General features: G+C 72.8%; 12 protein-coding genes. 8 read left to right on the top strand and 4 right to left on the bottom strand.

Annotated features, from left to right (window positions below; all coding sequences use genetic code 11):
• Positions 1 to 226: 226 nt before the first annotated feature.
• Positions 227 to 949 (top strand): ferritin-like fold-containing protein, encoded by a 723-nt coding sequence (locus ACIRQY_RS03875; RefSeq protein ID WP_351795721.1) that lies wholly within the window; start codon positions 227 to 229, stop codon positions 947 to 949.
• 34 nt (positions 950 to 983) lie between these two features.
• Here ACIRQY_RS03875 and ACIRQY_RS03870 read toward each other — a convergent pair whose 3' ends face one another.
• From ACIRQY_RS03870 to ACIRQY_RS03855, 4 genes are all read right to left on the bottom strand, one after another.
• A complete protein-coding gene (locus ACIRQY_RS03870) occupies positions 984 to 1,253 on the bottom strand; it encodes a hypothetical protein (RefSeq protein ID WP_351795723.1) in 270 nt (89 codons plus the stop codon).
• A 390-nt stretch (positions 1,254 to 1,643) separates the two neighbouring features.
• A complete protein-coding gene (locus tag ACIRQY_RS03865) occupies positions 1,644 to 1,871 on the bottom strand; it encodes a DUF3107 domain-containing protein (RefSeq protein ID WP_351795725.1) in 228 nt (75 codons plus the stop codon).
• A 127-nt stretch (positions 1,872 to 1,998) separates the two neighbouring features.
• On the bottom strand, positions 1,999 to 2,658 hold the full coding sequence (locus ACIRQY_RS03860; RefSeq protein ID WP_351795728.1) for a TetR/AcrR family transcriptional regulator: 660 nt from the start codon (positions 2,656 to 2,658) through the stop codon (positions 1,999 to 2,001).
• 145 nt (positions 2,659 to 2,803) lie between these two features.
• Complete coding sequence (locus tag ACIRQY_RS03855) at positions 2,804 to 3,046, bottom strand: hypothetical protein (RefSeq protein WP_403922318.1); 243 nt, start codon at positions 3,044 to 3,046, stop codon at positions 2,804 to 2,806.
• Between the two features lie 162 nt (positions 3,047 to 3,208).
• Here ACIRQY_RS03855 and ACIRQY_RS03850 point away from each other — a divergent pair, with 162 nt between their 5' ends.
• From ACIRQY_RS03850 to ACIRQY_RS03820, 7 genes are all read left to right on the top strand, one after another.
• Positions 3,209 to 4,177 (top strand): alpha/beta hydrolase, encoded by a 969-nt coding sequence (locus ACIRQY_RS03850; protein WP_351795733.1) that lies wholly within the window; start codon positions 3,209 to 3,211, stop codon positions 4,175 to 4,177.
• A gap of 8 nt (positions 4,178 to 4,185) precedes the next feature.
• Positions 4,186 to 5,469, top strand: a complete 1,284-nt coding sequence (locus ACIRQY_RS03845) for a DUF3152 domain-containing protein (protein ID WP_403922316.1) — start codon at positions 4,186 to 4,188, stop codon at positions 5,467 to 5,469.
• Positions 5,470 to 5,570: 101 nt separating this feature from the next.
• Positions 5,571 to 5,666, top strand: coding sequence for an Ms4533A family Cys-rich leader peptide (locus tag ACIRQY_RS03840; protein WP_351795738.1), 96 nt, complete (start codon positions 5,571 to 5,573; stop codon positions 5,664 to 5,666).
• 196 nt (positions 5,667 to 5,862) lie between these two features.
• Entirely contained in the window at positions 5,863 to 7,593 is a 1,731-nt protein-coding gene (locus ACIRQY_RS03835; protein ID WP_403922314.1) for an ABC transporter substrate-binding protein, read from the top strand.
• Positions 7,594 to 7,619: 26 nt separating this feature from the next.
• Entirely contained in the window at positions 7,620 to 8,567 is a 948-nt protein-coding gene (locus ACIRQY_RS03830) for an ABC transporter permease (RefSeq protein ID WP_403922312.1), read from the top strand.
• On the top strand, positions 8,564 to 9,553 hold the full coding sequence (locus ACIRQY_RS03825) for an ABC transporter permease (protein ID WP_351795747.1): 990 nt from the start codon (positions 8,564 to 8,566) through the stop codon (positions 9,551 to 9,553). The genes ACIRQY_RS03830 and ACIRQY_RS03825 overlap by 4 nt, the downstream gene beginning before the upstream one ends.
• Positions 9,550 to 11,292: a dipeptide ABC transporter ATP-binding protein gene (locus ACIRQY_RS03820; protein ID WP_403922309.1), complete on the top strand. Its 1,743-nt coding sequence runs from the start codon at positions 9,550 to 9,552 to the stop codon at positions 11,290 to 11,292. The genes ACIRQY_RS03825 and ACIRQY_RS03820 overlap by 4 nt, the downstream gene beginning before the upstream one ends.
• Positions 11,293 to 11,469: the final 177 nt, after the last annotated feature.

Raw genomic sequence — 11,469 nt, 5'->3', positions numbered from 1 at the left:
GGCTGTCGGGCCGGAGCCGATCGGGCCACCGACCGGGCATCCTCATTCATGAGTCGGCCCACCGGATACGTCCGAACGTGCGAAAGCATGTCCGCATACTCAGCAGGCGCATTACCACTGTACCCCGGAATCGCGCATGTGTGTCGGGAGAAATGGCGATGAGGGCACGGTCACACTGAATGACCAGCGCCTTACCCCGGTGCGCGAGCGGGTTATTGTGCGCTCCATGGAGACGCCTGACAATGCCACACCGACCGGGATCGCCGCCCAGGACTGGGCGACGGCCGCCGAGGAGCCGCAGTACCGCGCGGCCGTGATCGACCTCCTCGGTGCCCTCGCCTACGGAGAGCTCGCGGCCTTCGAGCGGCTCGCCGAGGACGCCAAGCTGGCGCCGACCCTCGCGGACAAGGCGGAGCTGGCGAAGATGGCCTCGGCCGAGTTCCACCACTTCGAGCGGCTGCGGGACCGGCTCGCCGCCGTCGACGCGGAGCCGACCTCGGCCATGGAGCCCTTCGCCAAGGCGCTGGACGACTTCCACCGCCAGACCGCTCCGTCGGACTGGCTGGAGGGCCTGGTCAAGGCCTATGTGGGCGACTCGATCGCCAGCGACTTCTACCGGGAGGTCGCCGCCCGGCTCGACTCCGACACGCGCGGGCTCGTCCTGGCCGTCCTCGACGACACCGGCCACGGCAACTTCGCCGTGGAGAAGGTCCGCGCCGCGATCGACGCCGACCCGCGCGTCGGCGGCAGGCTCGCGCTCTGGGCGCGCAGGCTGATGGGCGAGGCGCTCTCGCAGGCCCAGCGGGTGGTGGCCGAGCGGGACGCGCTCTCCACGATGCTGGTCGGCGGGGTCGCGGACGGCTTCGACCTCGCGGAGGTGGGCCGGATGTTCTCCCGGATCACCGAGGCGCACACCAAGCGGATGGCCGCGCTGGGTCTGGCGGCCTGAGACCGCCGCTCCTCCGTACGGTCGGCGGCGGCCGTCACGCCGCCGCTGATCGTCGCAGCCGCCGTGCGGCGGGCCTGACGAGGAGTGAGATGAGCACCGCCGCCACGGCCACGCCCCCGACGAGGGTGGCGAGGAAGTGGCCCGGCCCCAGGGCCCCGTGGGTGACGAGCGCCCCGAAGACACCGCCCAGGGTGCCGGCGAGAAGGACGGTCGCCCGGACGGGGAGACGGTCGGGCAGCCGGTGTGCGGCGGCCCAGGCCAGGGCCAGACCGAGCAGGGCGGAACCGAGGGCTTCCAGGAACACGGGGGATCACCTCGCGGAGCGTGCGGGGCGGGTGGTGCGGTCGAAGGCCCTCCTACCCACGGCGTCCGGGAAACAATCCTTCCGTACGCCCTGACGTGGACATACAGGCATACGAAAGACCGAGCGGCGGATCTTCTGCCGGTCTTCGGCGGATCTTCGGTGGCCGCCCGACCGGAGCCGGTCCCGCGCCCCCTGGAATCCGGGCCCCCGGCCTCTGGAATCCGGGCCCCCGGCCCCTGGAATCCGGCTCCCCGGCCGACGCCCCGGCCCCTTCCCGATTGCCGGTTTGCGGTTGCTGGTTTTCCGGTTTTTCCGGTCCGGACACACGGAAGGCCCGGTGGACCAGGACGGTCCACCGGGCCTTCCGCGCTGATTCCGGGCCCGGTGGGCTCAGAGCGTGCCGAAGCCCACGCGGCGCACGGCGGGCTCGCCGAGCTCCACGTACGCGATCTTCTCGGCCGGAACGAGGACCTTGCGGCCCTTCTCGTCCGAGAGGCTGAGCAGCTGCGCCTTGCCGGCCAGCGCGTCGGCGACGGCGCGCTCCACCTCCTCGGCGGACTGCCCGCTCTCCAGAACGATCTCCCGGGGTGCGTGCTGCACGCCGATCTTGACCTCCACGGCTATGTCCCTCCGAACGGTCGGCGTCGCGCGGTTCTCCGCGCCGTACGCTGCACACATTAGCCCGGTGAGGGGACGTGCACGGTTCAGCCGCCGCACGCCAGGAGCGAACAGGGCGCGGGAACGCTCAGTGGCCCTCGGCGCTCAGCTGTCCGTCGACCGGGTGCATCGGGAACCCGGCGATGCCCCGCCACGCCAGCGAGGTCAGCAGACCGACCGCCTTGTCGCGGGGGATGGCGGACCCGCTCGACAGCCAGTAGCGGGCCACGACCTGGGAGACCCCGCCGAGGCCCACGGCGAGCAGCATCGACTCGTTCTTGTCGAGACCGGTGTCCTCGGCGATGACCTCGGAGATCGCCTCGGCGCACTGGAGGCTCACCCGGTCGACGCGCTCGCGCACGGCCGGTTCGTTCGTCAGATCGGACTCGAAGACCAGCCGGAAGGCGCCGCCCTCGTCCTCGACGTACGCGAAGTAGGCGTCCATCGTGGCGGCGACGCGCAGCTTGTTGTCGGAGGTGGAGGCGAGCGCCGTCCGCACCGCGAGGAGCAGGGACTCGCAGTGCTGGTCGAGCAGGGCGAGGTACAGCTCCAGCTTCCCCGGGAAGTGCTGGTAGAGCACCGGCTTGCTGACGCCCGCCCGCTCGGCGATGTCGTCCATGGCGGCCGAGTGGTATCCCTGGGCGACGAAGACCTCCTGGGCCGCGCCGAGGAGCTGGTTCCGTCGGGCACGTCGCGGCAGGCGCGTGCCGCGAGGGCGTGCTGCCTCTGTCTGCTCGATGGCGCTCACGCGGCCTCCCAAGAATCGATCCATGCGCGCTGTCGCCCGCGTCGCCATCGTACTTTTGGGTAACCCGGCTGTGCGCGGTGCGAACGCAGAATTTCACGGACCGGACGTCCGGGTCGACAGTCGATTCAACTTTAAACCGAACAAATCAGCGATAGTCGTCCTCGTCCAGGGCGACGACCCGGGCCTGCTCGGAGGAATCGGCCTCGTTCGCCGAATCCCGTTCGAGGTGGGTGACCGGTTCGTCCTCGCGCTGCCGCAGTTCCGTGTGCTGTTCGGCCGCGTCCGCCTCCGGGATCTCGTCGTCCAGCACGGTGCTCCCTTCCCGGGCCTCTTCGGCTTCCTCTGCTTCCTCGGCGAAAGTGTCGGGATCGCTCGGATCGACGGTCATGGGGTTCCTTCCGGCGGCGGGTCGCGGTCCTCTCCGAAGGCCCTCTCCTCCGAGCCTAGGAGCAGCCGCCCCCCACCGCATACGGACGGGTGACCGCACGGTTCCGTACGTGTGACCGCATCCACACACGCCCGCGCGTGATCGTCTCGTAATATTGCGGCCATGTCGTCGACCGAGCTGCCGGAAACCCGGACCGCCGCCCCGTCCTCCGGGTCGCGCGCCCCCCGCGCCGTACGGGTCGCCGACGGCGAGGAGCTCCGCTCCGTGCCGCTGCCCGGACTCACCCTCTCGGTGCGCGCCAGGCCCGGCGACGGGCCGGGGCGGGCGCCCGCGCTGTTCGTGCACGGTCTCGGCGGTTCCTCGCAGAACTGGTCCACCCTGATGCCGCTGCTCTCGGACCTCCTCGACGCCGAGGCGGTCGACCTGCCCGGCTTCGGCGACTCCCCGCCGCCCGACGACGGCGACTACTCCGTCACCGGGCACGCCCGGGCCGTCGTCCGGCTCCTCGACTCCTCGGGCCGGGGTCCGGTCCACCTCGTCGGCAACTCGCTGGGCGGCGCGGTCGCCACCCGGGTCGCCGCCGCCCGGCCCGACCTGGTCCGCACCCTCACCCTCGTCTCGCCCGCCCTGCCCGAGCTGCGCGCCCAGCGGACCGCCTGGCCGACGGCCCTGCTCGCGGTGCCCGGCGTCGCCGGGTTCTTCGCGAAGCTCAGCCGGGACTGGACGCCGGAGCAGCGCGTCCGGGGCGTCCTCTCCCTCTGTTACGGGGACCCCGGCAAGGTCACCGACGAGGGCTTCCTGCACGCCGTGGAGGAGATGGAGCGGCGCCTCGAACTCCCTTATTTCTGGGACGCGATGGCCCGCTCCGCGCGCGGCATCGTGGACGCGTACACGCTGGGCGGCCAGCACGGACTGTGGCGGCAGGCCGAACGGGTCCTCGCGCCGACACTGCTCGTCTACGGTGGACGCGACCAGCTCGTCTCGTACCGGATGGCACGCCGGGCGGCCGTCGCCTTCAGCGGCTCGCGCCTGCTGACCCTTCCCGAGGCGGGTCACGTGGCGATGATGGAGTACCCCGAGACGGTCGCGCAGGCCGTCCGGGACCTGATCGCCGACAACGGCGGGAGCTGATCCGGGGCGTGGGACGACACAGCCGCAAGGGTGCCGCGCCGTCGGTGGCCGACACCGGGCAGCAGCCCGTGGTGGAACCGGCGCCGTCGCGGCCCGGCACCCCGCAGGGCACCGGGCGCCGCCGCAGGCAGCCGGACGGGCCCGGCACCCCCGCCCACGGGACCCCGCTGTACGGGACCCCGGAGCGGGGCACTCCGGCGCACGGCACCCCCGCGTACGGGTCGGCGGGCCCGGGCACTCCCGCGCACGGCACCCCCGTCCACCGGGTCCCCGCGTCGGCCGGTGCTCCCGGGGCGTCCGCGCGCGGGGGACATCCGCAGCACGACGAGGGCGGTCCGCGCCCCGGGTCGTACGGTCCGGGACCCGGGCCCGGCCGGACCCGGCGGGGCGCCGAGGCGCCGTTCGTCCCCGGCCCCCGCCACGAGGGCCTTCCCGAGGAGGGGCCGAAGGCGGAGCTCCCGGCCGCCCGGGGCGGACTCGGCCGCACCCTCACCGGAGTCGCGGCCGCCGCCGTCGCCACCGTCCTCGCCGTCGTGGTCGCCGGACAGGTCACGGACCGGGAGACGACCGAGGCCGCCCCCCGCGCCGCCGGGGAGCCGGACGGGCGGGCCTCGGCCGACGGCCCGGCCTCCCGCTCCGACGAGCGGACCGCCCCGACGACCCCCGCGCCGGTCGTCACCCCGCCGCCGCCCACCTACGAACAGCTGATGACCCGGCAGTACCCGATCGACCCGAAGCTGAAGGGCTCCGGCGCCTTCAAGGCCGTGCCCGGCTTGCAGAAGGCCCCCGGCCCCGGACAGCTGATCCGCTACCGGATCGACGTCGAGGAGGGGCTCGGGCTCGACCCGGAGCTGTTCGCCTCGGCCGTGCAGAAGACCCTCAACGACCCGCGCAGCTGGGCCGGGCGGGGCGCCATGTCCTTCGAGCGGATCTCCAGCGGCGAGCCCCGGTTCGTCATCACGCTCGCCAGCCCCGGCACCACCGGTTTCTGGTGCGCCAAGTCCGACCTCGACACGACGATCGACAACGTGTCCTGCGACTCCGCCTCCACCGAACGCGTGATGATCAACGCGTTCCGCTGGGCCCAGGGGTCGGCGACCTTCGGACCCAAGGCGATGTACGCCTACCGGCAGATGCTCATCAACCACGAGGTCGGACACCGGCTCGGGCACACCCACAAGGACTGTGCCACGCCCGGCGCCCTCGCCCCGGTGATGCAGCAGCAGACGAAGTCCCTGAACATCGGCGGAATCAAGTGCCGCCCCAACCCCTGGGTCTATCCCGGGAGTTGAGATTCCGGCCGATGGATTCCGGCCCGTCGGCCGGGGTGCGGAATCCCGGGATTCACCGTGCCGCATTGACATCGCTCGCATGTTCGTTCATATTTCTCGGCATGTCGCACCGTCACGTCGTCTCCGAGCGCGCCGCCATTGAGCTGGCGCTCATCGGCGTGACCGGACACTCCGTCGCCGACGTTCTCTGTAGCTGACGCCCGCCCGAGCGCTCGTCGGCCCTTCTTCCCGTAATTTCCTACGCGAATGTGCCGCGCCCGGGTTCTTCCTTCCCGCAGGCGCGGCTTTCTGCTTTTCCCGTTTCCCGGCACATTCACGGGGACGACTCCGCTCGCCGCTGCCCGCGTGGAATTCCCTTTCCCCGTCCGCAGTTCCCCGAGAGGTTTTCTTCCGATGCGTCGATCGTCCGTCATCTCGCGCCGCGTGGCAGCGGCCGCCGTCAGTCTCGTCCTGGCCTCGGGCGCCGCCGCCTGCGCGGGCCCCGAGGGCACCGGCGCCGCGGACGGCACCCCCGGCAAGGACTCCGGCGCCCCGCGGAAGGGCGGCACGCTGACCGTCCTCAACAGCGAGCCCCAGACCGACTTCGACCCCGCCCGGCTCTACACCTCCGGCGGCGGCAACGTCCCCTCCCTCGTCTTCCGCACGCTCACCACCCGCAACCGCGAGGAGGGCGCCGCGGGCACCGAGGTCGTCCCCGACCTCGCCACCGACACCGGCCGCCCCAACAAGGACGCCACCGAGTGGACGTTCACGCTGAAGGAGGGCCTGAAGTTCGAGGACGGCACGCCCATCACCAGCGCCGACATCAAGCACGGCGTCGAGCGCTCCTTCGCCGCCGAACTCTCCGGCGGCGCCCCCTACCTGCGGGACTGGCTCATCGGCGGCGACACCTACCAGGGCCCGTACAAGGACAAGAAGGGCCTCGCCTCCGTCGCCACCCCCGACGCCCGGACCATCGTCTTCAAGCTGCGCAAGCCCGAGGGCGAGTTCCCCTTCGTCGCCACCCAGACCCAGTTCGCCCCCGTCCCCAAGGCCAAGGACACCGGCGCGAAGTACGAGGAGCACCCGCTGTCCTCGGGCCCGTACAAGGTCGTGCGGAACGAGAACGACGGTGAGCGCCTGGTCCTGGAGCGCAACACGCACTGGGACCCGAAGACCGACGAGGAGCGCAAGGCCTACCCCGACCGGATCGACGTCCGCTCCGGTCTCGACGAGGCCGTCATCAACCAGCGCCTCGCCACCTCCACCGGCGCCGACTCCGCCGCCGTCACCACCGACACCAACCTCGGCCCGGCCGAACTCGCCCAGGTCGGCTCCGACAAGGCACTCGCCGCCCGCGTCGGCACCGGCCACTTCGGCTACACCAACTACCTCGCCTTCAACCCGAAGGTGAAGCCCTTCGACAACCCGAAGGTGCGGCAGGCGATCTCGTACGCCATCAACCGCACCAGCGTCGTCAACGCGGCCGGCGGCTCCGCGCTCGCCGAGGCCGCCACCACCTTCCTGCCCGAGCGCGAGTCCTTCGGGTACACGCCGTACGACCACTTCCCGGCCGGGAAGACCGGTGACCCGGAGAAGGCCAAGGCCCTTCTCAAGGAAGCCGGTTACCCCTCGGGGCTGACGATCACCCTGCTGCACTCCACCGCCCAGAACCGTGCCACCAGCCCCGAGATCGCCACCGCCGTCCAGGAGGCCCTCGGCAAGGCGGGCATCAAGGTCGAGCTGGACGGCCAGGAGCCCAACTCCTTCAACGAGAAGCGCTGGAGCGTCAAGGACGCCCCCGGCTTCTTCCTCTCCCGCTGGGGTGCCGACTGGCCGGCCGGCGGACCGTTCCTCGCGCCGATCTTCGACGGCCGCCAGATCGTCACCAACGGCTCCAACTACAACCACGCCCAGCTGAACGACCCGGCGGTCAACCAGGAGATCGACGAGATCAACAAGCTCACCGACCTCAAGGCCGCCGCCGTCCGCTGGGGCGCCCTCGACAAGAAGATCGGCGCCCAGGCCCTCGACGTGCCCCTCTTCCACCCCGTCTACAAGCGGCTGGTCGGCAAGAGCGTCAAGAACGTCGTCATCAGCGACTGGACCGGTGTCCTCGACGTCTCGCAGGTCGCGGTCAAGTGACCTCCCCGACCGGTACGACGGCGCCCGTGGCGGACCTTCCCGTCACGGGCGCCGCCCGGCAGGTGTGGCGACGGCTCCGCACCAGTCCGGCAGCCCTCGTCTCCGCCGCCGTCCTCCTCCTGCTCGTCCTCCTCGCCCTCGCCGCACCGCTGATCGCCGCCCTCACCGGCCAGGACCCGAACACGTACCACGACGACCTCGTCGACTCGGCCCGCGGCGGCGTCCCGTACGGCGCCTTCGGCGGGGCGAGCGCCGACCACTGGCTCGGCGTCGAACCCGGCACCGGCCGCGACCTGTTCGTCCGGCTTCTGTACGGCGCCCGGATCTCCCTCCTCGTCGCCGTCGGCGCCACCGTCGTCCAGGTCCTCATCGGACTCCTCGTCGGCCTCGCCGCCGGGCTCGGCAACCGCTGGGCCGACAGCGTCCTCGGCCGCGTCACCGACGTCCTCGTCGCCCTGCCGATGCTGGTCCTCGCCGTCGCCCTCACCGCCGTCGTCCCGCGCGGCTTCCCCCGCCCGCTGCTGCTGATCCTCGTCATCGGCTTCCTCGGCTGGGCCGGGACCTCCCGGATCGTGCGGGCCCAGACCCTCACCCTGCGCGGCCTCGACTTCGTCGCCGCCTCCCGGCTCGCGGGCTCCGGCCCCTGGCGGACCGCCCGCCGCGAACTCCTGCCCTCCCTCGCCGCCCCCGTCATCACCTACGCGGCGATCCTCGTCCCCACCAACATCGTCGTCGAGGCCTCGCTCTCCTTCCTCGGCGTGGGCGTCACCCCGCCCACCCCGTCCTGGGGGCAGATGCTGTCGAGCGCGCAGACCTGGTTCCGGGCCGACCCCGCCTACGTCCTGCTCCCCGCCGGACTGCTCTTCGTCACCGTGCTCGCCTTCACCGTCCTCGGCGACGCGGTCCGCACGGCCCTCGACCCGCGCGAGGCCGGCCGGCTGCGCGTGGGCACCCGTAAGGAGACCTCCCGATGACCCGCTTCGTCCTCAAGCGGCTCGCGGGTGCCGCGCTCGTCCTCCTGGCGCTCTCGGTCCTCGTGTACGCGCTCTTCTACCTGGCCCCCGGCGACCCCGCCCGGCTCGCCTGCGGGGAGCGCTGCAACCCCCAGCAGATAGCCCAGGTCCGTGAGCAACTCGGCCTGAACGAAAGCATGTTCGCGCAGTACCTGCACTTCCTCCAGGGTGTGTTCACCGGCCGCGACTACTCGGCGGGAACCTCCGTCGTCCACTGCGACGCGCCCTGCCTCGGCCTCTCCTACCAGAGCGACCAGCAGGTCACCCGGATCATCCTGGACCGCCTCCCCGCCACCGCCTCCCTCACCTTCGGCGCCATGGCGGTCTGGCTCGTCGTCGGCGTCGGCACCGGACTGCTCTCCGCGCTCCGCCGGGGCGGCCCCACCGAGCGCCTGCTGACCCTGGTCACCCTCGCGGGCACCGGCACCCCCGTCTTCATCCTGGGCCTCGTCCTCCTCATGGTGGTCTGCGCCCACCTCCAGTGGCTGCCCTTCCCCAGCTACGTACCGCTCGGCGAGGACCCCGAGCAGTGGGCCTGGAACATGCTGCTGCCCTGGCTCACCCTCGGCCTCTTCGAGTCCGCCAAGTACGCCCGGCTCACCAGGAGTTCCACCCTGGAGACCCTCGCCGAGGACCACATCCGGACCTTCCGCGCCTACGGCGTCGGGGAACGCTCCGTCGTCACCCGGCACGCCCTGCGGGGCGCCGTCCCGCCCGTGATCGCGGTCAGCGCCGTCGACTTCGGCTCGATGTTCGGCGGAGCCGTCCTCACCGAGTCCCTCTTCGGCATCCCCGGACTCGGCAAGACCCTCATCGACGGGGTCCGCTCCGTCGACCTGCCGGTGGTGGTGGGCGTCGTCCTGGTGACCGGCGTCTTCGTCGTCCTCGCCAACGTCCTCGCCGACGTGCTCTACGCCGCCGCCGACCGAAGGGTCGTCCTCACATGACACCGCCCGCCGAAGCCCCCGGCACCACCGCCACCACCCCGCCCGCCGAAGCACCCGGCACCACCGCCACGACCCCGCCCGCCGGAGTCCACGGCCCCGCCGCCACGGCACCGCTCGTCGAAGTCCGCGACCTCACCGTCGAGTTCGCCCGCGAGGGCGCACCCGTCCGGGCCGTCGACGGACTCTCCTTCACCCTGGAGGAGGGCCGGGCGCTCGCCCTCGTCGGCGAGTCCGGCAGCGGCAAGTCCACCGTCGCCGGAGCCCTCCTCGGACTCCACCGGGGCACCGGAGCCCGTATCGGCGGCACCGTACGCGTCGACGGCACCGACCCGGCCACCGCGGGCCCCGCCGCGCTGCGGCGGCTGCGCGGCGGCACCGCCGCCATGGTCTTCCAGGACCCGCTGTCCGCCCTCGACCCGTACTACGCCGTCGGCGACCAGATCGCCGAGGTCCACCGGACCCACTTCGGCGGCACCCGGCGCGCCGCCCGCGCCCGCGCCGTCCAGGTCCTCGACCGCGTCGGCATCCCCGACGCCGCCCGCCGCGCCCGCTCCCGCCCGCACGAGTTCAGCGGCGGGATGCGGCAGCGCGCCCTGCTCGCGATGGCCCTCTCCTGTGAACCCCGGCTCATCGTCGCCGACGAACCGACCACCGCCCTCGACGTCACCGTGCAGGCCCAGATCCTCGACCTGCTGCACGAACTGCGCCGCGAGACCGGCACCGCGCTGCTCCTCGTCACCCATGACGTCGGCGTGGCCGCCGAGAGCGTCGACGAGATCCTCGTCATGCGCGACGGCCGCCAGATCGAACACGGCCCCGTCAGGGACGTCCTGGGCGCCCCGGCGGAGCCGTACACCCGGAGGCTGCTCGCCGCCGTGCCCCGGCTCGACGGACCGGTCAGGCCCGTCCCGGCCAAGGACGGCCCGCCGCTCCTCGAAGCACACGGCCTGCGCAGGGAGTTCGGGCGCGGCCGGAAGGCCTTCACCGCCGTCGACGGGGTCTCCCTCACCGTCCGCGCGGGCGAGACCCTCGGCGTCGTGGGGGAGTCCGGCAGCGGCAAGACCACCCTCGGCCGGATGCTGGTCCGCCTCCTCGACCCCACCGACGGCGAACTCCGCTACCGGGGAGAGGAGATCGGCTCCCTCACCGACCGGGAACTGCGCCCCCACCGACGCGAACTCCAGATGGTCTTCCAGGACCCCGTCTCCTCCCTCAACCCGCGCCGCTCCGTCGGCGAGTCGATCGCCGACCCGCTGCGGGCGGCGGGGGAGCGCGACGGGACCCGGATACGGACCCGGGTGCGGGAACTGCTCGACCGGGTGGGCCTCGACCCCGACCGGTACGGCGCCTACCCGCACGAGTTCAGCGGCGGACAGCGGCAGCGCGTCGGCATCGCCCGCGCCCTCGCCGCCGAACCCCGGCTGATCGTCTGCGACGAACCCGTCTCCGCGCTCGACGTCACCACCCAGGCCCAGGTCATCGCGCTGCTCGCCGAACTCCAGGCCGAACTGGGCCTCGGGCTCGTCTTCATCGCCCATGACCTCGCCGTCGTCCGGCAGGTCAGCGACCGGGTCGCCGTCATGCACGAGGGCCGGATCGTCGAACAGGGCACGGTCGCCGAGGTGTACGGCGCACCCCGGGACCCGTACACCCGGCGGCTCCTCGCGGCCGTCCCCTCGCTCGACCCGGTCCGCGCGGCGGAGCGCCGGGAGCGGCGCCGGGAGCCCGCCACCGTCTGACCCTCCGTGGCCGCCCCGGCGCGTACCGCGACCGAACGCGACCGCGCGGCGAAAGTTACGTGCATTCACCCCTTCCGGTGGTGGGGGGGGGGGGGGGGGGGGGGGGGGGGCGGGCGGGGGGGGGGGGGCGGGGGGGGGCGGGCGGGGGGCGGGGGGGGGGGGGGCGGGGCGGGGGGC

It is taken from the genome of Streptomyces sp. NPDC101490 (genome assembly GCF_044767145.1).
Classification (GTDB): Bacteria; Actinomycetota; Actinomycetes; order Streptomycetales; family Streptomycetaceae; genus Streptomyces.
This window is presented reverse-complemented; position numbering and strand designations above follow the sequence as displayed.

Excerpts from the sequence above, each read along its gene's own strand:
- ACIRQY_RS03875 (WP_351795721.1), top strand. The coding sequence starts at position 227 with ATGGAGACGCCTGACAATGCCACACCGACCGGGATCGCCGCCCAGGAC.
- ACIRQY_RS03855 (WP_403922318.1), bottom strand. The coding sequence starts at position 3,046 with ATGACCGTCGATCCGAGCGATCCCGACACTTTCGCCGAGGAAGCAGAG.
- ACIRQY_RS03850 (WP_351795733.1), top strand. The coding sequence starts at position 3,209 with ATGTCGTCGACCGAGCTGCCGGAAACCCGGACCGCCGCCCCGTCCTCC.
- ACIRQY_RS03840 (WP_351795738.1), top strand. The coding sequence starts at position 5,571 with ATGTCGCACCGTCACGTCGTCTCCGAGCGCGCCGCCATTGAGCTGGCG.
- ACIRQY_RS03835 (WP_403922314.1), top strand. The coding sequence starts at position 5,863 with ATGCGTCGATCGTCCGTCATCTCGCGCCGCGTGGCAGCGGCCGCCGTC.
- ACIRQY_RS03825 (WP_351795747.1), top strand. The coding sequence starts at position 8,564 with ATGACCCGCTTCGTCCTCAAGCGGCTCGCGGGTGCCGCGCTCGTCCTC.
- ACIRQY_RS03820 (WP_403922309.1), top strand. The coding sequence starts at position 9,550 with ATGACACCGCCCGCCGAAGCCCCCGGCACCACCGCCACCACCCCGCCC.